This window comes from Granulicatella sp. zg-ZJ (assembly GCF_010892355.1).
In the GTDB taxonomy this organism is placed as follows: domain Bacteria; phylum Bacillota; class Bacilli; order Lactobacillales; family Aerococcaceae; genus WM01.
Genome location: NZ_WNJY01000002.1, coordinates 73121 through 95889 on the forward strand (window position 1 = coordinate 73121; position 22769 = coordinate 95889).

Here is a 22769-nt window from a genome sequence, read left to right on the forward strand (position 1 = left end):
ATCAAGCAACATCTTTATGTACCCACTTTCTTTCAATGATAGCTAAAACAAGCCCAACAATCGTCATTATCATAATGACCATTAAAATATGAACATGGAAAATCATTGTAAGCAAAAGTGCACCAAAAAAGACAATCCAACTTACTATACTTTTTTGTTTATGAATACCAACAAGTAAATCAACCACAACATCTAAGATCACAGCACATACTCCCACTTGCATACCTTGAAGTAAACTTGCTACAACTGGATTTGTTTTTACAACATCATATAATACATACATACCCATTAAAATAACCATTGGTGGTAAAGCAGTCGCTAACATTGTGACAACTGCCCCAATAACACCTGCCATTCGATACCCAATCGCAACCGAAGCATTAACAGCAATTGCTCCTGGTGCGGTCTGTGCCAAAGCAATCAAATCTAGCATTTCATCTTCATCAATCCACTCTAATTTATCGACGAATGTCGTTTTCATCAATGGTACAATGACATAACCTCCACCAAATGTAAAGGCACTTATCATAAACGTTCTTTTAAATAATTGCCAAAGCATCTTTTTTCCTTTCTTAACAGAAGTATACACTCTATGATTAGAATGTCTACTTATTTTTAAAAATCAAATAATGATAATTGATTGGAATCTGGTAAATGTGTCAAAACACCATTATCGTTAAAATAATCCATAATCGTCTTACTTACTTTACCACGTTTTGCCAAATCTTCTTTCGATAAGAACGACGCTTCTTCTCGTGCTTGCATAATTTGCTGAGCAACGTTATCTCCCAAACTTGGTACAGCTCTAAACGGCGCTAATAAACTATTTCCTTCGATAATAAAATGACGTGCATGAGATTTTTCAATATCTACCATTTTAAATGTAAAGCCTCTTTCTAACATTTCATTAGCTAATTCTAAAACAGTCAACAAGTTTTTCTCTTTAACAGTAGCGTCTAATCCTTTATCATTGATTTCTTTCATACGTTTTTTAACCATTTCTTTTCCTTGCACCATACTCACTAAATCAAAATCATTAGCACGCACAGAAAAATAAGCACAATAGTACAATAACGGTTCATGCACCTTGTAATAAGCAACTCTTAAAGCCATTAACACATATGCAGCCGCATGGGCTTTTGGGAACATGTACTTAATTTTCAAGCACGATTGAATATACCATTCAGGAACATTATTTTCTCGCATAATTGCTTGCCACTCATCAGGTATCCCTTTTCCTTTACGCACGCTTTCCATAATTTTAAACGCAATACCATCTTCCAAGCCTGCATGAATTAAATAAACCATGATGTCATCACGACAACCGATAACTTTCGACAATGGGGCAACACCTTGTTTAATCAATTCCTCAGCATTCCCTAAATAAACATCTGTTCCATGTGATAGACCAGAAATTTGTAATAACTCTGCAAAAGTTGTCGGTTTTGTCGCTTCTAACATACCTCGTACAAATTTTGTCCCAAATTCAGGAATCCCAAGTGTTCCCGTTTTACTATCAATTTGTTCAGGTGTCACACCTAGTACTTCTGTCCCTTGGAAAATTTTCATCACATCTTTATCCGTTGGTGGAATTGTTTTTGGGTCACGTCCAGATAAATCTTGTAACATACGAATGACTGTTGGATCATCGTGTCCAAGTATATCTAATTTCAACACATTATCATGAATGGAATGGAAATCAAAATGTGTTGTTTTCCATTCTGCATCTTGTGCATCTGCTGGATATTGTACAGGTGTAAAATCATAAACGTCCATATAATCTGGAATAACAATAATCCCACCTGGATGCTGACCAGTCGTTCTTTTCACACCAGTAGCCCCTAGGGATAAACGGTCTACTTCTGCAGCACGATAGTGTAAATTTTTATCTCGTTCATAGGCTCTTACGTAACCATATGCCGTTTTATCAGCAACCGTACCAATGGTCCCTGCACGATATACATAATCTTCACCGAACAATTCTTTTGTATAAGCGTGGGCACGTGCTTGATAATCTCCTGAGAAATTCAAATCTATATCGGGTACTTTATCCCCATAAAATCCTAAGAATGTTTCAAACGGAATATCTTGTCCATCTTTATCTAATATTGTTTGGCAATGCGGACAAGCTTTTTCAGGCAAATCGTATCCCGAACCATATTGCCCTTCATCAAAAAACTCAGAGTATTGACAATTTGGACAACGATAGTGCGGAGCAAGCGGATTAACTTCTGTAATACCTGTCATAGTCGCTACAAAACTGGAGCCAACAGAACCACGAGAACCAACCAAATAGCCGTCCGACACACTTTTATGTACTAATTTTTGTGAAATTAAATAAATAACAGAAAACCCATTTCCGATAATACTTTTCAATTCTTTCTCTAAACGTTTTTCAACAATTTCAGGTAAATTTTCTCCATATAAACGTCGAGCCTCTTTATAACTTAACTCCGTAATTTCTTGCTCGGCACCTTCAATTTTCGGTGTATACAAATCTTTTTTCACAGGTGTAATTTTTTCAATACTATCTGCTATTTTTTGAGGATTTCTCCATACGATATTATCCACATCTTCTTTAGATAAAAAGTCAAAACAACGAATCATATCATCCGTTGTTCTAAAATGAACTTCTGGAAAATGGAGTTGTCGATTCACATTTGCTTTCATAGTTGAAATCAAAATTTCACGATAAATATGATCTTCTTTATTTAAGTAATGCACATTTCCTGTCGCTACAACAGGTTTGTTTAAATCTTTACCCATTTGGACGATTTGTGAAATGATGTCCTCTAAGTCTTTTTCTGTATGAACTAACTCTTCTGCAATTAGTGTTGAATAAACTTGTTTAGGCATCACTTCTAAGTAGTCATAAAATTTTGCTTTTTCAAGTGCTTCATCGTATCCTTTTTGCATAATTGCTTCAAAAACTTCTCCATTACTACATGCAGAACCAAGTAATAAATGCATTCGGTGCTTTTGTAATAACGAACGTGGAATACGTGGTACACGATAGAAATAATGGACATTACTTTCTGAAACAAGTTTAAATAAATCTTTTAATCCGTCTTCATTTTTCGCCAATATTGTCACATGAAATGGGCGAGAGCGTTTATAGCCATCTTTTACACCTAAATCATTATTCAATTCATCGTGATAAGAGATACCGTGTTGTTCAAATGCTTCTTTTAAGAAAATAAAGCATAAATGCCCTGTCGTTTCAGAGTCATATACCGCGCGGTGATGCTGTTCTAAAGCTACGCCATAACGTTTAGCTAATGTATTCAAGCGATGTGATTTTAATTCGGGATGCAATGCACGTGATAACTCTAGTGTATCAATAACTGGATTAGTAGCTTCATCAATCCCCACTTTTTTATACCCTGTATTCAAAAAGCCCATATCAAATGATGCGTTATGTGCCACTAAAATTGTCCCTTGAGAAAATGCTTTAAACTCTTGTAAAACCTCTTTTTCAGATCGCCCATCTTTTTGCACCATTTCATCGGTGATACCCGTTAGCGAAATGGTTGTCGCCGACAATGGATGTCCTGGATTGATAAACGCTTCGAAAGTATCAATAACATTTCCTTTATGCATCTTGACAGCGGCCAACTCAATAATTGTATCATAAACAGCCGATAGCCCCGTTGTTTCCACGTCAAAAACAACATACGTTGCATCTGAGAGATTTTCATGGGACGGGTTATACGCTACATCAACACCGTCATCGACCACATAAGCTTCAACACCGTATAGAATTTTCACATCATGCTTTTGTCCGGCAGCATACGCATCAGGGAACGCTTGAACCCCCGCATGATCTGTGACAGCTATGGCTCTATGTCCCCACTTGGCTGCTTGTGCAACATAATCACTAATATGGTTAGTTGCATCCATTTGGCTCATCGTCGTATGTAAATGTAATTCTACACGTTTTTTATCATCAAACGCTGTATCAATTCTCGGACGAATATCCACTAAATTAATATCTCTTGGCACGACAACAATATCTCGCATAAACTGGTCTTCTTCGAGTGCTCCTCTTACTTTAATCCAGTTTCCTTTTTTCAAATACGTCGCAAACAATTTCGCATCTGTTTCATTCCGTGAAAATAATTTCAGTGCAAATGACCCTGTATAGTCTGTAAATTTAATCGTAAATACTTTTTTCCCATTACGTAATTCTTTTTCCTCACTGGCAAAAATATACCCTTGGAATATAAGATTTGGATGTTCTTCAGTCACATCCCCCATTTGCTGAACAATCTCATTTGGATTGATTCGTCTACCAAAAATCACATCATTTTCCAAAACAATCTCTTCCTCAATTTTTTTCTCTTGTTTTGGTTCTTGTTGTGCCATTTGAATTTGTGCTTGATGTGCTAATTGTTCTAATTCCTGTTGTTGCTTTTCAAGAAATTGTTCTCTTTTTTGCAAAGATGCTTCTTCATCCAAAATCACATCTAATTGAAAAGCAGGAAACCCTAAAGAAGCATATACTTGTTGAATGCCTTCTTTATAGCGAGTAGAAACTTGTTGCAACACCTGTTCACTATCTACTGTAATTCGTAATATATTATTTTCTAATAACGCAATATCTTGTTGGCTTAACAAACGATATAACCCATTTGAAATACCTTGTCTTTGTAACACATACGCCCAATATTGACGCACATTATCTTGTTCAAGCACAGCATGTTCTGCCTTTACATGAACAAATATCTCTGCAATACGTGAAAAAGTTTCTTTAATCGCATTTTCTAAAAAACGCAAATGAGAAAAATCAATCAAGTCGTGCATACTCAAAACAAATGTCCATGTATGTTGCTCTTGATTGACAATTACTCGTTCTAAGACAATGCTCGTATGGTACGGCATAAAGTCTGGATGTTCATGCAAATTGACTTGTTGTAATAAAACTAAAAACAAATTTTCTTGCGTCATATTGTTACCTCTCTTTTATCTTTCATTCATATTATAGCATGAAATGAAAAGAAATTCTTTACAAGCAAAATACCGGTTAGACAATTTTATCTAACCGGTAGTCAATAATAGATAGCGTTAGAAAAACTCTCTTGAACACTTTCTAAAAATTCTTCTTCCAAAGTATATACACTTTGCTTCATTAAAAAGCCATAACTTCAAAAAATAAGACATATTTAACATACGTGATGATAAACAAAATCGGATGATAGTGTATGATGAATGCTACTATTCCAATTAGACATGCTTTCAACCGTAGACGCCTACTTCTTATTTTTTGTTTTATCGAAGTTATATAGATACATCACATTTTCTCTATATTTTAAGTCAATTTGACTTTTTTGGTATAAAATCGATAAATCCAGGATTTTATCCTATATCCTAATAAGCTCTTGCAATCCAAACTGTATACTTAGCTGGTTTACCACTTACTAAGCATGTTGCTTTCTCAATCGGTGGGCAAAATGGAATGTTACGTGTCGTAAATCCTGTTTCTTCTTTAATTTTTGCCTCGGTTTCTTCTGTACCGTCCCAACCAATCAATACCCAACCTGGCACTTCTTGATTAGCACGTTTTTCTTCAATATGTGCTTTCAATTCATCAAGGGTGTTAATATGTGTGTATTCATTTCCAGAACGCATACGTCTTGCACTTTCTAATAAACGTACTTGCATCTCATCTAATTGTGATACAACAAACTCAACTAAAGTGTCAAAGGATACAGCTACTTTTTCTTGTGCATCACGCATTTTTGTCATCACTTGCTGATTTTCTAAGTCACGTGGCCCACATTCAATACGCATTGGGACACCTTTTAATTCCCATTCATTAAATTTAAAACCTGGTGAATTATCTGTATCATCTAATGTTACACGTAACCCTTTAGATATAAGTGTCGCTTTAATCTCTTCTAATTTTTCTACAATTTCTGGATTTTTCTTCCATGGACCAACTGGAATTAAAACAACTTGTGTTGGTGCAATACGTGGTGGTAACACAAGACCTTGCTCATCTCCATGTGTCATAATCGTTGCTCCAATTAAACGTGTTGAAACACCCCAGGATGTTGTATGCGCATAGACATGTTCATTATCACGATTTAAATATTTAATATCAAATGCTTCAGCAAATTTTGTTCCCATATAATGACTAGTTCCAGCTTGTACGGCTTTGCCATCTTTCATCATTGCTTCGATTGAATATGTCGACACAGCCCCTGCAAAACGTTCAGACGATGTTTTTTCTCCGTCATAAACAGGAATAGCAAGCAAACCTTCAACGACCTGTTTATAAATAGTTAGCATTCTCATTGTACGCGTTCTTGCATCTTCTTCATTTTCATGAGCTGTATGCCCTTCTTGCCATAAAAACTCAGATGTTCTTAAAAATGGTAAAGTTTTCTTTTCCCAGCGGAATACATTTGCCCATTGGTTAATTTCAAGTGGTAAATCACGGTATGAGTTAATCCAATTACTAAATGCATGTCCTATCATCGTTTCAGATGTTGGACGTAATGCTAATTTTTCTTCTAATGGCTCCCCTGCCGCTTCTGTTACAAAAGGTAATTCTGGACTAAATCCTTCAATATGATCTTTTTCTTTAGCAAAAAAAGATTCTGGAATTAACATTGGGAAGTACGCATTACGAACACCCTCTGCTTTAAAATGTTTATCAAATTCTTTTTGAATATGTTCCCACAATTCGTAGCCGTCAGGTTTAAAAATCATACACCCTCTAACTGGTGAATAATCCATTAAATCTGCTTGTTGAATAGTTTGTAAATACCATTTTGAAAAGTCTTGTTTTTGTAAATTTTCCATACGCTCCTCCATATATTAAAAATACCACGATATAACCGCCAAAAAGGACGACTATATCGTGGTACCACCTTCATTTATACTCTTACATTGATAACGGAGTTTACTCCGATTTGTTTTCACAAATAAAAATCTATCAGTAGGTTCAAGTTATCAGCGGGTGTTTCTTTTCAGCTACCGAAACTCTCTAAAACCATGACAATCTTTACTAATCTGATTTTTATTTATAATAACGGAGTTTATCAAAAAAAGCAACTTATTTTTAGAAAAATCTGTGATGACCATTTCCAATAAATATCATTTTAACAAAAACATCGAATAAATATATCGAATAAATATAAAGAAAGCAGATAAAATTAAAAATCTTTGATTTTATCTGCTTTAATATTATTTGTTTTTCTGATAATTATTCAACGTCCTCGTTAGACAACTCTTTCTCAGAAGATTCTACTATCGACGTTTCCATTTCTTCATGAGCTTCTTCAACTTCTTTAATTTCTTTAATTTCTTGTACCGCTTCCTCTACATCTATTTGTTCAGATGTGCTTTTTTCTGTTGCGACAGTCTTTTCTTCATTCTCAACTTCAACTGATTTATAAACATAAACAACTTTTTCTTTTTCTGGTTCATTTGTACGACGGAAAAAGAAATTTAAAACCGGATTATCTATATCAATGACAAAACCATTCGTTGGGTACACAAGCCCTGCAAAATATAGACCTCCTAAAATAATCCAAGAAAAATAATACGCAAAAAGAAATACTACTAAAACAATTCCAAATAAAGCCGGAACGACATTTGCTAGAGCTGTTAAAATACTTAATATAATAGCAAATGGGAAAACAGATAGTACGTACAAATATATCGCTACTATTCCTCTATTCGTAAATCCTGAATCTCTTAAACGTCGCACTTGAATGGCAACAAATGGAATAAGTAAAAATAGTCCTACAAGTAAAATAAGTGAGAATAAAAATCTCAAAATACCAAAATCACTGTAATAGTAACCATAACGTCCAAAAGAATTTATTGCTTCCATCATAGATACAATCATTCCAAAAAATAGCACGAACAAAAAAACAGTTGAAATTAACGCTACCCACAAATACCCCGCACGTGTAGTGTAGCCGGTAAAATCAAAATATCCTTTAAAAAAATCATTGATTGCTTGTTTTGGTGGCACAATCTGACCACGTTGATCTATTTTAGCCATAATATTTCTCCTTATTTTTTATTCTTCTAATTGACTTAAAAGCGATTCACACAATAAACATACTTCATCTCTTTTTGCACCGTAAAAATTATGACAGACATGAACACCAGATTCATATAATCTTTCCAAGTTAATCATACTATACGTTTTTGAATTGACATCATTAGAGCGAGTTTGTGTGCTATCTAATGCATCAATTTTTTCTCTTAAATGTGCATTTTCTATCTTTAAACTACTATTCTCATCAATCAAAGTGTATATTGTCGCTTTCATTTGTCTAATGGTTTCTTCAATTGCGACACTTTGTTGTTCAATAAACGCTAACTGATCGTATAACGCTTGTGTGTTCATCTTATCATCCTTATCTTTATAATCTTACTATATCAATACTTAATGTTTCATAACATACTTGTGCCGATACGTTGGCATACAATCTTTCTTTCGCTTTTGCAATAAACAAAAACATATCTTTTGTAGAAAATCCCTCTTGATGCCCCATAGATTTGTGTTTAAAATGCACGTTTGATACATCAAAAGCACTAAGCATAACATCACGCATATATAAACTGACAATATCTAATCCTACAAAAGCAAGTGCTTTATCTTGAATAAAGGGTGCTAATGTTGTCTGCACGTAGACAAAAGAGGTGACGTCGTTCTCACATAGTAGCTTTGCCCAATGTAGCATTGCTTGATGAAATTCAAAAAATGTATCTGACTCTGCCCACTCCAACGCTTGTTGACTATCTTGCGTGAGAAGACTAATCCATTTTGCCAAATGGCTTGGAACACTTCTATCTATCAAATTTTTTTCAATGATTGTTGAAGAAATGCTCACAAAAGGTATTAATTGACATCGAGATTGTATCGTTTGTAATACTTTGTCTTTATGCTCCGTTAATAACAAAAAATAAATGTCTTGTTCAGGTTCTTCTAAAAATTTCAATAAACTATTGGCGGCACTAATAGACATTGTATCTACATGATTTAAAATATACACTTTTCGTTTATTTTCCAAGCTACTATAATGTGTACTTTCTTTTAGTTGTCTAACTTGTTCAACCTTTATAGATGCTCCGTCGGGTTGAATAATATCAACATCGGGAAAATCGCCTAAATCAATTCGCTTGCAAACAGAGCATGTCAAACACGCTCCCGTTTCACCTACTTGTTTGCAAAATAATAATTTGGCAAACCATTTCGCTACCTCTAACTTACCAACACCAGATTTTCCATAAAATAAGTAGGCGTGGGCTAATTTATCTTTATGGTAGGCTTGTAACAAACGTTGCCGAATATGAGGTTGTTTATCATATGCTATCATCATTAAAATTGATTAAACTGTTCAATTGGCAACACAAAGACAGTTGCTCCTCCAACAGCGACTTCTAAAGGATACGTTAGCAAACTTTCTAACCCTGCACCTAACATTGATTGTTGCATCACAATTTCTTCACGTTTTGAACAGTTTTCTTTAATCACATCAAGTGCTTCTTGTAAACGCTCATCTTCTACCCCAATTAAAAATGTTGTACTGCCATTTCTCAACAACCCTCCTGTTGATGCTAAACGTGTCGAACGTAAATTTGCCTCAATAAGAGATTGACTTAATACTAAACTATCTTTATCTTGTACAATCGCCACCACTAATTTCATCTTATTCTATACCTCTCTATCTTTATTTTGCTTCAAACAAATGTGGAAATCGCTGTTTAATAACACGATAACACGTTTCTAATACCTCTTGTGGAGAATGCATGCCGTCAATAACAACAATACGATCTGGATATTCCTTTACCAATTCTTCATATCCTTCATGAACACGTTGATGAAAAGCAATACCTTCCATATCTAAACGATTGATTTCATCCATTCGGTGATGATGAATACGATTTAACCCTTCTTCTATCGGAACATCAATATATAATGTTAAATCAGGTTGATGCCCGTCTATTGCAAAGGCATTAATTTGCCAAACATCTTCAGCACCAATTTGACGCCCTCGTCCTTGATAAGCAATCGAACTATCTACAAAACGATCACAAATAATACATTTATTTTCTGCCAATGCCGGTAATAAATTATCTACCAAATGCTGTCGCCTTGCTGCTGCATATAATAAGGCCTCTGTTCTTGCGTCCATTTGAGTATAATCAGGATTTAAAATGACTTCCCTTATTTTTTCCGCAATCACATTGCCTCCGGGTTCTCTTGTAGACAAAAGCGGAACATTTATCTCTTGTTTAAGTTTTGGTACTAATTTTTGAATAAGAGTTGTTTTCCCTGCACCGTCAGCTCCTTCAACGGTAATAAATACCCCAGACATACGCTCCCTCCTTACTATATGATATTTTTATTTTACCACACTTTTTTATAAATATGCTATGATAAACATATAAACATTCAAGGAGGCGTCGTGCATGGCTACATTATTTGATTACTTACACTGGAGAGGCGACTTAAGTTTTCGACAAAGCCGTTTTAATGTTGTTGATAGTATGATTTTAACGCGTTTTTCTTATTTACCATTTGATAATATCGTGAATGATTTTCCGCAAACAATCCAACAAATTGGTGAGCATTTTTTTGGTGTTAACCGCCAAAACGATCCAAATATCATTATGAGTAAGGACAATACCCTATTAGAAACACTTATGCATACAAAGCGCTTTTCAAAATTACTCGTGCAACATTACCAAAATACCGTGGACGTTGAACAGGAACAACAATTTTCAGCTATGATGTTTCAATTAGATTCTCGCACAACCTATGTCGTCTTTAGAGGAACAGATATGACACTCGTCGGCTGGAAAGAAGATTTCAACATGACATTTGAAAATGCTATTCCGTCCCAAATTGAAGCTGTATCCTATTTAACAAAGCATCAATCAGATATTAAAGAACGTCTTATTTTAGGCGGCCATTCAAAAGGTGGAAACTTGGCAATCTACGCAGGAGCATTTGCACCTCAAGATATTCAACAGAAAATTGTGTATATTCACAACTTTGACGGTCCAGGATTTAATGAGCAGATGTCAACAGATGAAGCGTTTGGCCCGATTCAGAAAAAAATTAAAACATTTGTTCCAGAAACAGCAATCGTTGGCATGATGTTAAACCATAACACACCTTACGATATCGTTAAAAGTAGTGCCACAAACGTCCTACAACACGACACATATAGTTGGGAAATCGAAAGAAATGATTTTATTTACTTAGAAAAAAGAGATGCAACGAGCAAACACATTCAACGCTCTGTATCTGCTCTACTTACCCGTCTATCCACAGAAGAACGAAAAACATTAGGAAATGCCATTTATCAAATGATGCTTTCTGCAAATATTACCGATGTACGTGATTTTTCAGTCAATACACCTCATAAATTGCTCAAAATGATGAAAGCTTATGGTGAATTAGACAAAGAAACAAATAAACTAATTACCGAAACCATTCAATTATTTGTCAAGTCTATCACAAAAGATGTGCTCAAGAAAAAAGAATAAGATGATACTATCCTCCTAATCTAACGAAAAATAAAAGACAGGTCAAGCGACATCTGAAAGGTCGCTTGACCTGTCTTTTATGATTGACAACAATTATTCTTTAGATTGAAAAACAAGTTTTCCCTCTTGTAATATCGCAAGAACCGTTTGCCCTTTTATAATATGTCCTTTAATGACTTCTTTTGCAAGTGGTGTTTCCAACTCTTTTGTCATAAATCGTTTCAAAGGTCTTGCCCCATAAATTGGGTCATAGGCACTATCTGCAATCCAGTCGAGAACATCATCGTTTAATTCTAAGCGAATCTCTTGTGCTTGTAATCGAACACTTAAATCTTTTGCCAGTTTTTTAATAATATCTTTAACAACTGCTTTATTTAATGGGGTAAATAAAACTGTATCATCAATACGATTTAAAAATTCCGGTTTAAAATGTGCTTTTAACAAGCTCATCACATTTTCTTGTGCTTCTTGCGTGATTGTACCGTCATTTGTTACACCGTCTAATAAAACAGATGAACCGATATTACTCGTCATAATAAACACCGTGTTTTTGAAATCTACCGTTCTTCCTTTAGAGTCTGTTAAACGTCCGTCATCTAAAACTTGTAATAAAATATTAAACACATCTGGATGTGCTTTTTCAATTTCATCTAATAACACAATCGTATATGGACTACGACGAACCGCCTCTGTTAATTGACCACCTTCTTCATAACCAACATACCCCGGAGGCGCTCCAACTAAACGAGATACAGCAAATTTTTCCATATACTCACTCATATCAATACGAACCATGTGCGTGTCTGAATCAAACAACTGTTCTGCCAACGCTTTTGCCAATTCCGTTTTCCCGACACCAGTTGGGCCTAAGAATAAGAAACTACCAATAGGTTTATTAGGATCTTGTAGCCCTGCACGACTTCTCAGTACCGCATCTGCAACACGTTGTACAGCCTCATCTTGTCCAATGACACGTTCGTGTAATGTAGCGTCTAATTTTAATAATTTTTCACGTTCACCTTCTACTAAACGTGTGACAGGAATACCTGTTAAACGCCCAACAACTTCAGCAATTTGTTCTTCCGTCACTGACTCTTGTGTTAAACGTTCCTCTTGTAAAGCATCTTGTTTTTCTTCCAAAACTTTTAATTCATGCTCTAATGTTGGGATTTTACCATGTCTTAACATCGCTGCCGTTTCCAAATCATAAGCACTTTCGGCTGTGTCTAATTCATGACGTGCTTGTTCTAACTCTTGACGTTTCGCACTCAGTGCATTAACCTCTTCTTTTTCCGTTTCCCATTTCAACTTCAATGCATTCGTTTCTTCACGCAAATTTGCTAACTCTTCTTGCAAATCTAGTAAACGTTTTTTACTTGCATCATCATGCTCTTTCTTCAATGCAGCCTCTTCTATTTCTAGTTGCATCAATCGACGAATTGATTGATCTAGTTCTGTTGGCATTGAGTTTAATTCCACACGAATAGTTGCACATGCCTCGTCAACCAAATCAATGGCTTTATCTGGTAAGTATCTATCTGTAATGTAACGGTTTGATAATACTGCCGCCGCTACCAGAGCACTGTCGTGAATATTAACACTGTGATGAATTTCAAAACGCTCTTTTAAGCCACGTAAAATGCTAATCGCATCTTCTACCGTAGGTTCTGTTACGAATACTTTTTGGAAACGACGCTCTAACGCTTTATCTTTTTCGACATTTTCACGATACTCATCTAATGTGGTTGCCCCAATACAATGTAGCTCTCCTCTAGCTAACATCGGTTTTAACAGATTTCCAGCGTCCATGCTTCCTTCTGTTTTACCAGCACCGACAATCGTATGTATTTCATCAATGAATAAAATAATACGACCATCACTTTCTTTTACCTCTTTTAAAACAGCTTTTAAACGTTCCTCAAACTCTCCTCGATATTTTGCACCAGCAATAAGTGCTCCCATATCTAATGAAATAATCGTTTTATCCCTTAAATTTTCAGGAACATCACGTTTCACGATACGCTGAGCCAACCCCTCGACGATTGCTGTTTTCCCAACTCCAGGCTCCCCGATGAGTACTGGATTATTCTTTGTTTTACGTGATAAAATACGAATAACATCTCGAATTTCTTCATCACGACCAATCACTGGGTCTTGCTTCCCGCTTCTGACCGCTTCCGTTAAATCGACACCATATTTTTTCAATGCTTCATATTGCTCTTCTTGATTTTGTGACATCACACGTTGTCCTCCTCTCATATCATCAATTCTTTGTTTCAACATATCTTGTGTTATGTTTTGTTTGATTAAGTATTGACACAATACTTGTTGTGGACATGCAAATAGTGCTAATAAAACAACTTCTGTAGAAATATATGCATCCTGAAATTGCTCACGAATAGCTTCTGCTTGTGCAAATAATTGAAATAGCTGCTGACTAATCGCTTGTCCATATTGAATACTTTGTCCTTCAACAACGGATACTTTATCTAATTGTTCATCTACATACGTATTAAAAGTATCTACATTGACACCAATATCTTCATATAATTGTCTAGCAAAATGCCCATGCGTTAAAAATACTTTCCATAAATGAATAGTATCGATTTCTTGATGTTTACGTAACATAGCGATTTGTTGTGCTTGCCCAATCGCTTGTTGCATGGTTGTTGTCATTTTTTCTATATTCATAGACATCACCTCTTTATACTTTAGCACTCTGTGTCTTACAGTGCTAATTATAATGCGAAGGTCAAATAAAGTCAAATGTTTTTTTGATTGTTGTTTAAATTAAGCCTAAAGTCCAATTTGTTTTTTTGTGTTTATTCGATATAATTATGATTAAGAAAAAAAGGAGGTTATATGATGTTATCAGTTCTTAACGTTAGTAAATCTTACGGTTCACATTTTGCAAACAAAAACGTAACATTTACTTTAGAAGATAGACAAATTACCGTTTTACTAGGAGAAAACGGAGCAGGGAAATCAACAATCATTAAATGTATTACTGGATTTTTAAATTATACAGGCTATATTTCATTAAATGATGTGTCAATCAATGACTTAAATGTCAAACGGCAAATTGCATATATCCCAGAAGTGCCAGAACTTTATAATGAATTAACGGTGTATCAACATTTTCAATTTATTGCAAATGCTTATCACGTAGAGGATTATGAAGAAAAGGCAATGACTTATTTAGATATGTTCCATTTAACACCTAAAAAAGATGAATTATGTGGTAGCCTATCTAAAGGGATGAAACAAAAAGTAAGTATTATTTGTGCTCTTATTTTAAATCCAAAAGTATTGATTTTAGACGAACCTTTAATCGGACTAGATCCAGACGCTATTAGAACACTAAAAGAAACATTAAGCACATTGAAACAAGAATGTTGTATTTTAATCAGTACACACTTGTTAGACAGTGTTTCTAACTTATGGGATCAAGTATTGATTATGAAGCACGGAGAAATTGTATTCCACGCAACAAAAGATACATTTGATGATACAAACTCATTAGAAGATATTTACTTTGGCTATACAGAAAAAGTAGGTGAATCTGATGGCACTATATAAACAATATTTACTTTTCACCTTAAAAAACGCCCTTAGATTTCCAAGACAAGCTAGTAAAGTCATTCCTGGCGTTCTTCTTAGTCTACTTGGAATTGGCTATACCATTTACTTACTTGTAACAACACAACCTACCTATGACACCTTAGGTGCTTTAAAAATAAGTTCCATTCCCGTTGTTGCAGTTATCTTAATATTTGGGCTTATTCTTTTAAGTATTTTTAACCAAAAAGCAATTGCTGGTTTCCGTTATGCAGATGCGAATTTTTTAATGCCCGCACCATTAACGCCATTTCAAACATTTATGTTTGTACAATTTAAGGCACTACTTCCAACTACAGGATTGATATTTTTCATTCTTCCTCTTCAAATGAGAGGTGCTATTGGATACTTGCCATTTTCAGTATTGCTTATTCCAATTATATTGGTGCCTATTTGGTTTATATATCTGTCATCACTCGTACTTTACATCGTTCGATTAAGAAATCGTTTATTAGAAAAATTAATTGTTTGCATAATCCTTGTTGGATTTGTAGGAATACTTCTGCATACATTTTTTACATCCGCAGAAAATGTTGCAACATCCCCATTCATTTATCTATACCCGCTACTAGGTTGGGCAAGTGCTTTAATTTACGGTCTTGCATCACTTAATGTATTCTACATAATCATTGGATTTGTGCTTTTAACACTGAGTACTTTTTTACTTTATAAAGTAGGATTATCCATTGATACATCTTATTACGAAACAGAATTAGCCTACATCAATAAAACAGAACAAACTATTGCTCGTGCCTCATCTGGCCAAAGCATGCAATTTAAAAACGTATTCAAACAATCGAAAAAAACATTCACAAGAAAAGGAGAAAAAGCCTTACTCGATAAAGCATGGATTACAGCCGGTAGATTATGGTTTGTCAACATTCCAAAATTTATTGCTATTGGTATTTTAATTGTCGGGAATATACTCTTACCTTCTTTAGAAGTTTCTAAAGAAAATCTTATTGGCCTTGCATCTGTATTCATCTTATATTCTCGTTTCTTTTTCCAAACAGTCAAAGATGAAACAATTATTAACGACACATATTTACATTTATTGCCGGTTAAAACCGTGTATAAAGTAACCTATCCCTTAATCGTTAAACTAGCACTTGAAGCGATTTATTGTATGGTCTTTACCCTTGTTTTTATGAATATATCTCACGATATGTTTTTATCTGTATATATGGGTATCTTAGTATTTGGATTGAAAAGTATCGATATTTTCCGTGTTTATAATATACAAGCTATTCTATTCCATAAATATTTTGGAAACTTTTTACAACAAGTCATTCACATGATTCTAACAATAGTGACTCAATTACCATTTGCTCTACTTCTATTTGGGTTAAACACAACACCATTGATAAGCACCATGGTATTAACATACGCTTTCGTTATTCTCTCTATTTATATGAGCATCGTTGTGTATCAACATTTTGAAAAAGGTAAATCTGAATAGTAAACTGTGTTGGTGGATTACCCCACCAACACAGTTTTTATGTCAATTCATATTCTTGTTTTACTTCCAATTTTGAAACTTTCAACGTATAATAGAAAAGTAAAATTTTAAAGAAAAGAGTGAAAATATGGGACGTAAATGGGCAAATATTGTCGCAAAGAAAACAGCCAAAGATGCAAATAATAGTCGTATCTATGCAAAATTCGGTATTGAAATTTATGTGGCAGCAAAACAGGGTGATCCTGACCCACAAACAAACCAAAAATTAAAATTCGTTATCGAACGTGCAAAAACATACAATGTGCCAAAACACGTTATTGATAAAGCCATTGATAAAGCTAAAGGTGGCGGAGAAGAAAACTACTCTGAACTACGCTATGAAGGATTTGGTCCAAATGGTTCTATGATTATTGTAGACGCTCTAACAAACAATGTGAACCGTACAGCTTCTGACGTTCGTGCAGCTTACGGAAAAAATGGCGGAAACATGGGTGTAAGTGGTGCTGTATCTTATTTATTTGATAACACAGCCGTCTTTGGTATTGAAGGCAAAAATGCTGAAGAATTATTTGAAGCGTTAATTGAAGCAGATATTGATGCACGTGACGTCGTTCAAGAAGATGACCAAGCTATCATCTATGCTGAACCAAGTGATTTCCATGCTGTTCAAGTCGCTTTACAAAATATGGGAATTACAGATTTTACAGTTGCGGAAATTGAAATGGTTCCTCAAAATGAAGTCGTGCTAACAGGAGATGATTTAGTAAAATTTGAAAAACTAATTGATGCTCTAGAAGAATTAGATGACGTACAAAAAGTATACCACAATGTTGATTTAAGCGAATAAGCAAAAAGAGTTGCCTACACCTAGGTAACTCTTTTTACATTCTCTTTACATTTTACGCAAACCATCACTTTTTGATACCTAAAACACTGGTTTCATGGTATCATAGTCAGGACGGACATACAAAAGAAAGGAGCGTTCATGTGTTATTAGATAATTTCCCACTGATTGCATCATTAGTTTCTATTTTAGTGGCACAGTTGGTAAAAATTCCTATTGCCTATTTTTCTAACAGCAATAGAGCTTCTTTAAAATTAGCCGTTTCAACCGGAGGAATGCCTAGTTCACACTCAGCGGCTGTTAGTTCTTTAATTACAGCTCTTGCTATTCAATACGGCATGGATTCTCCTTATGTGGCCATTGCGACGACTTTTGGCGTTATCATCATGTTTGATGCTATGGGTGTTCGTCGACAAAGTGGTGAACAAGGTATTGTGATTGAACGACTAACAGAAGAACTAGAAAACAAAAAAGTCATTGAAACATTAACATTTAAAGATCCTGATGACGACGATGACCTAGATTTACGTGAAATGATTATTACCAAATATCTAGGACATAAACCAACCGAAGTCTTTGCCGGACTTTTCACAGGCGTGCTTACTGCTATTATTTTAGATTTTTTTATTCATCATATTTAATTTTGGAGGAATTATGACAGAAATTTTTGACATTACCATTATTGGTGGAGGACCAATTGGTTTATTTACAGCTTTTTATGCACATTTGAGGCAAGCAAAAGTAAAAATCATCGAATCTTTACATCAACTAGGCGGTCAACCGATTATGCTTTATCCAGAAAAAACGATTTTAGACGTACCAGCCTATCCACGTTTAACTGGACAAACACTGTCTGAAAAATTATTGGAACAATTAAGTCCATTTGATACAACTGTTTGTTTAAATGAAACAGTGCTACATATTGAAAAAGAAAATGAACATTTTGTGTTAACGACAAATCAAGGTACACATTTCACCAAAACAGTGATTATTGCGATTGGAGCGGGTGCTTTTAAACCTCGTACGCTTGATTTAGAAGGTATTGATACATTTGAAAACATTCATTATCACGTTCAAAACATTGAACAATACAAAGACAAAGACGTTGTGGTACTTGGAGGTGGCGATTCAGCAGTCGATTGGTCGCTAGCCTTTGAACCTATCGCAAAATCAACACGAATCGTTCACAGACGTGATGAGTTTCGTGCTATGGAACACAGTGTTGAACAATTAAAGCAATCATCAATCAATATTCACACACCTCATCTTCCAACAAAGTTGATAGGAAAAGATAAAAAATTATCGCACATCGAGCTAACAAAAGTAAAAACAGATGAAACAGTGACCCTTCCTGTCGATCATCTATTTGTCAATTACGGATTTAGTACGTCTGTTGGTAATTTGAAAAATTGGGGCTTAGAATTGAAAAGAAATGCCATTATTGTAGATACAAAACAAGAAAGCTCTATTTCAGGTATTTTTGCCGTTGGAGATTGCTGCACGTATGAAGGTAAAGTCGATTTAATCGCCTCTGGATTTGGAGAAGCACCTACGGCTGTCAATAACGCGATGGTCTTTATCAATCCAAAAGCACGTGTTCAACCAATGCATACAACAAGTTTATAATAAAAAACTCTATCTTAAACAGTGTTTACAGTAGAATAAAACAAGGTTGATACACATGTATCAGCCTTATTGCTATAATAGGAGGGCTAAATATGAATCACGAAACATGGACATACACATTACTCGACACACTAAACATCCCGTATGAACGCTTGGATCACGAACCAATTTCATCTGTTAAAGATACAGATATTGTGCTCCCAGGGCAACAAGTAAAAAATTTATGCTTGAAAACAAAAAAAGGAAAAGATTACTATCTTATTATTTTAAAAGATGAAAAAATCGCCGATTTAAAACAATTAGCCACATTACTAGGGAAAAATCGACTTTCTTTTGTGAATGAAGAAGAACTCGCCAATCTCCTACACGTCACACCCGGAACTGTCACACCATTTGGTTTACACTTTGATACCGAACAAAAAATCCAAGTAATTATTGATAAAGAGGTTGACCCGACATTAACGGTTGGTTTTCACCCTTTTATTAATACCACAACACTCAATATTGCATACAGTGACTTCTTACGATTTCTTGAGTATACAAATCATTCACCACTTATTATATCTTGCTAAATATAAGTCATGATAATCACATCCCCTATTTAAATAAGCAATAGGTTTAAACAAAGGAAGGCTTTTGTGATGATACAGCTCAACGTGAAAAGATTAGTCATAATGCTATATATTACTCTAAATCCCTTTATATAAAGCCTTGTTTTGATAAGTTTACCTTGTATCGTATTTTTCACAACCTCGTTGTTCAGTGATTTTTCTTTCTATAAAAACAACATGAAAAAACACTAAAATATGACGATAAACAAAAAAATCAAAAAGAGGAATTCTGACGTTTTAAAATATCAGAATTCCTCTTTTTTGTTAAATAGGACATTATTTGAAGATTTTTATTCTTTTGTGTCAAAAATAATGGTGACGGGACCGTCATTGATAAACGATACTTTCATATCAGCACCAAATTGTCCTGTTTCAACCACAAGTCCATTTTTTCTCAACTCTTCATTAAATAACTCGTAAAATTGATTTGCTTTTTCTGGATTAGCTGCCTTTGTAAAACTTGGACGATTTCCCTTTTTTGTGCTTGCCAATAAAGTAAATTGTGAAATGGATAAAATACTTCCTTTTATATCCATAATACTTAAATTCATTTTATGCTGCTCATCTTCAAAAACACGTAATTGTGTAATTTTTCTAACTAAATACATAACATCATCTAATGTGTCTGTTTCTGCTACACCAACAAGCAAGACAAATCCATGTTCGATTTGACCGATAATGGCATTATCCACACGCACATGTGCTTGTTGACAACGTTGTACAACAACTTTCATTATAACCTCCTAGTAATAACCTTCTATACAATCTCTTATGCAATCACCCGATGAACACGGTAAACATCTGTAATCATTTTAATTTTATCGACTAGTTTGTCCAGTTCAGAAATATCTTGAATACCCACGCGAATGGTAATTGTCACAATTTGATTGTCGTCTACTTTCGCATTGATACTTTGCATACGTTTCACAACACTGTTTACTGTATTCACAATATCCGTGAATAATCCATTTCGATCATATGCCGTTACAACCAATTCTGTGTCATAATCTACGGTTTGTTTTGTCATGGAAGCATCCCACTCGACATCAATCAAACGATTACGTTCTTCACCAAATAACTGAACATTTGGGCAATCAGAACGGTGGACAGAAATACCGTGCCCTTTGGTAATATACCCGACAACCTTATCTCCCGGAACAGGACGACAACAACGACTAAGACGAATTAACAAATTATCTCCTCCGGCTACAATAATGCCATTTTCATCTCGAATTTTCATCGCCGTTTGTGTTTGTTCAGGTTCGGCAAAGATTTTCTTTTCTTCGATTTCTTGTTCACGCTGGCGTCGTTCTTTTTCCGTTAAGCGATTGGCAACCGTAAGAGGAGATAGTTCTCCAAACCCAATAGATGCGTAAATATCGTCATCACTCGACATATTCATTTTGTCCACAATATCGAGAATTTTTGATTTTGTCAAAAATTCTTTTGGATCAAATTCTAAATCTTGGATAGCTTTTTCAAGTAATGCCTTTCCACGTTCAATGCTTACATCACGTTCTTGTAATTTAAAATAACGTTTAATTTTATTTTTAGCACGACTTGTAACAACAAAATTTAACCAGTCCGTTGACGGATTGGCATGATTACTCGTCCGAATGCCAACAATATCGCCATTTTTTAATTGAGTATCCAATCCTACATTACGTCCATTGACTGTAGCACCAACTGTTTTGTTACCAAGTTCGGTATGGATACTATAAGCAAAATCAAGTGGTGTAGATCCTTTTGGTAACTCTGTCACATCGCCTTTTGGTGAAAATACATAAACTCTATCATAAAATAAATCAGTTTTTACACTTTCAACAAAATCACCCGCATTTTGTGAATCGTGTTGTAGTTCCAACATATCCCTAAACCAGTTGAAATGTTCTTGCAATGAATTGGATTGTACTTTTTGTGTCACACCCTCTTTATATGCCCAGTGTGCAGCTACCCCATTTTCTGCAATACGATGCATGTCAAAGGTACGAATTTGAATTTCAACAGGAGTACCTCCCGGTCCTAATACTGTTGTATGGAGTGATTGATACATATTCGGTTTAGGCATCGCTATGTAATCTTTAAATCGCCCTGGTAAAGGTGTCCATTTTGTATGTACAGCACCCAATACAGCGTAACAGTCTTTTATATCTTCAACCAACACACGCACGGCAAGTAGGTCATAAATTTCACTAAATTCTTTTTTCTTGCCAACCATTTTTTTATAAATAGAATAAATATGTTTTGGTCGCCCAGTAATATCCGCTTGAATACTCATCTCCAAAATTGCTTTATGAATATCCACAATCGTATCATTGATTTGGCTTTCTCTTTCTTCACGACGGCTATTCATTAAACCAACAATTTCATAATATTTTTCTGCTTCTAAATAGCGTAAAGATAAGTCTTCTAGTTCCCATTTGATTTTACTCATCCCTAAACGGTGTGCCAAAGGTGCATAAATTTCCAATGTTTCTTCTGATTTTTGAGCTTGTTTTTCAGGTGTTTGGTACTCCATGGTTCTCATGTTGTGCAAACGGTCTGCTAATTTTACAATGATAACACGTAAATCATTTGCCATTGCCAACAACATTTTTCGATGATTTTCTGCTTTATTTTCTGCTTTTGATTGATATTCAACTTGTCCGATTTTCGTAACACCTTCAATTAAATCGGCAACTGTTTGAGAAAATTGTTCTACCATATCTTCATACGTGTAGTCTGTATCTTCTACAACATCATGTAAAAATCCTGTCGCAACCGTTGAAGGATCCATATGTAAATCCGCTAAAAGACCTGCGACTTGAATAGGATGTAAAATATAAGGCTCTCCAGATTTTCGTGTGACACCTTCATGTGCTTTTTCAGCAAAAGCATAGGCTTTCTTCACAAATGCCACATGGTCTTCATTCATATAAGAAGCACAAATATTAAAGACTTCTTGTGCTGTATAGTTTGTTTGCCTTGCCATAAAGATCTCCATTCTCAATTTTATAATCTATGTGCTATCATACTTGAAAAACATTGAATTATCAATGTTTTTCTAAAAAAATCTTTTATTTTTCAGATAAAAAAAGCCTTGTTTTAACAA

General features: G+C 34.8%; 18 protein-coding genes. 7 read left to right on the top strand and 11 right to left on the bottom strand.

Annotated elements, in window-relative coordinates:
- Position 1 precedes the first annotated feature (1 nt).
- The 8 genes from GMA11_RS01105 to tmk form a co-directional block, all read right to left on the bottom strand.
- Positions 2-559: a chromate transporter gene (locus tag GMA11_RS01105; protein WP_163545365.1), complete on the bottom strand. Its 558-nt coding sequence runs from the start codon at positions 557-559 to the stop codon at positions 2-4.
- A 56-nt stretch (positions 560-615) separates the two neighbouring features.
- Positions 616-4947, bottom strand: a complete 4332-nt coding sequence (locus tag GMA11_RS01110; protein ID WP_163545366.1) for a PolC-type DNA polymerase III — start codon at positions 4945-4947, stop codon at positions 616-618.
- A gap of 420 nt (positions 4948-5367) precedes the next feature.
- Positions 5368-6807 carry a proline--tRNA ligase gene (gene proS, locus GMA11_RS01115; protein ID WP_205422841.1) on the bottom strand — a complete coding sequence of 480 codons (1440 nt, stop codon included), beginning with the start codon at positions 6805-6807 and terminating at the stop codon, positions 5368-5370.
- 403 nt (positions 6808-7210) lie between these two features.
- Complete coding sequence (locus GMA11_RS01120; RefSeq protein ID WP_163545368.1) at positions 7211-8017, bottom strand: DUF805 domain-containing protein; 807 nt, start codon at positions 8015-8017, stop codon at positions 7211-7213.
- Positions 8018-8035: 18 nt separating this feature from the next.
- Positions 8036-8368, bottom strand: coding sequence for an initiation control protein YabA (locus GMA11_RS01125; RefSeq protein ID WP_163545369.1), 333 nt, complete (start codon positions 8366-8368; stop codon positions 8036-8038).
- Positions 8369-8384: 16 nt separating this feature from the next.
- On the bottom strand, positions 8385-9344 hold the full coding sequence (gene holB, locus GMA11_RS01130; protein ID WP_163545370.1) for a DNA polymerase III subunit delta': 960 nt from the start codon (positions 9342-9344) through the stop codon (positions 8385-8387).
- Positions 9344-9673, bottom strand: coding sequence for a cyclic-di-AMP receptor (locus GMA11_RS01135; protein WP_163545371.1), 330 nt, complete (start codon positions 9671-9673; stop codon positions 9344-9346). The genes holB and GMA11_RS01135 overlap by 1 nt, the downstream gene beginning before the upstream one ends.
- 22 nt (positions 9674-9695) lie before the next feature.
- On the bottom strand, positions 9696-10343 hold the full coding sequence (gene tmk / locus GMA11_RS01140) for a dTMP kinase (protein ID WP_163545372.1): 648 nt from the start codon (positions 10341-10343) through the stop codon (positions 9696-9698).
- Between the two features lie 94 nt (positions 10344-10437).
- Between tmk and GMA11_RS01145 the strand changes: the two genes are divergently transcribed.
- Positions 10438-11520, top strand: a complete 1083-nt coding sequence (locus GMA11_RS01145) for an Mbeg1-like protein (protein WP_163545373.1) — start codon at positions 10438-10440, stop codon at positions 11518-11520.
- 93 nt (positions 11521-11613) lie between these two features.
- Here GMA11_RS01145 and clpB read toward each other — a convergent pair whose 3' ends face one another.
- Positions 11614-14211, bottom strand: a complete 2598-nt coding sequence (gene clpB / locus GMA11_RS01150; protein ID WP_163545374.1) for an ATP-dependent chaperone ClpB — start codon at positions 14209-14211, stop codon at positions 11614-11616.
- Between the two features lie 171 nt (positions 14212-14382).
- On the opposite strand from clpB, the gene GMA11_RS01155 reads away from it, so the two are divergent.
- From GMA11_RS01155 to GMA11_RS01180, 6 genes are all read left to right on the top strand, one after another.
- The gene (locus GMA11_RS01155; protein ID WP_205422842.1) at positions 14383-15099 is read left to right on the top strand and encodes an ABC transporter ATP-binding protein; all 717 of its coding nucleotides are present in this window, start codon (positions 14383-14385) and stop codon (positions 15097-15099) included.
- Positions 15086-16597, top strand: a complete 1512-nt coding sequence (locus GMA11_RS01160; protein WP_163545375.1) for a putative ABC exporter domain-containing protein — start codon at positions 15086-15088, stop codon at positions 16595-16597. The genes GMA11_RS01155 and GMA11_RS01160 overlap by 14 nt, the downstream gene beginning before the upstream one ends.
- 127 nt (positions 16598-16724) lie before the next feature.
- The gene (locus GMA11_RS01165; protein ID WP_163545376.1) at positions 16725-17444 is read left to right on the top strand and encodes a YebC/PmpR family DNA-binding transcriptional regulator; all 720 of its coding nucleotides are present in this window, start codon (positions 16725-16727) and stop codon (positions 17442-17444) included.
- Positions 17445-17584: 140 nt separating this feature from the next.
- The gene (locus GMA11_RS01170; protein ID WP_163545377.1) at positions 17585-18082 is read left to right on the top strand and encodes a divergent PAP2 family protein; all 498 of its coding nucleotides are present in this window, start codon (positions 17585-17587) and stop codon (positions 18080-18082) included.
- Positions 18083-18095: 13 nt separating this feature from the next.
- Positions 18096-19067, top strand: a complete 972-nt coding sequence (locus GMA11_RS01175; protein WP_163545378.1) for an NAD(P)/FAD-dependent oxidoreductase — start codon at positions 18096-18098, stop codon at positions 19065-19067.
- Between the two features lie 92 nt (positions 19068-19159).
- Positions 19160-19639, top strand: coding sequence for a prolyl-tRNA synthetase associated domain-containing protein (locus tag GMA11_RS01180; RefSeq protein WP_163545379.1), 480 nt, complete (start codon positions 19160-19162; stop codon positions 19637-19639).
- Between the two features lie 329 nt (positions 19640-19968).
- Here the strand turns inward: GMA11_RS01180 and dtd are convergent, their stop codons facing one another.
- Together dtd and GMA11_RS01190 are read right to left on the bottom strand one after the other, a co-directional pair.
- The gene (dtd, locus tag GMA11_RS01185; protein ID WP_163545380.1) at positions 19969-20412 is read right to left on the bottom strand and encodes a D-aminoacyl-tRNA deacylase; all 444 of its coding nucleotides are present in this window, start codon (positions 20410-20412) and stop codon (positions 19969-19971) included.
- A 35-nt stretch (positions 20413-20447) separates the two neighbouring features.
- Entirely contained in the window at positions 20448-22649 is a 2202-nt protein-coding gene (locus GMA11_RS01190) for a bifunctional (p)ppGpp synthetase/guanosine-3',5'-bis(diphosphate) 3'-pyrophosphohydrolase (protein ID WP_163545381.1), read from the bottom strand.
- Between the last annotated feature and the right edge of the window lie 120 nt (positions 22650-22769).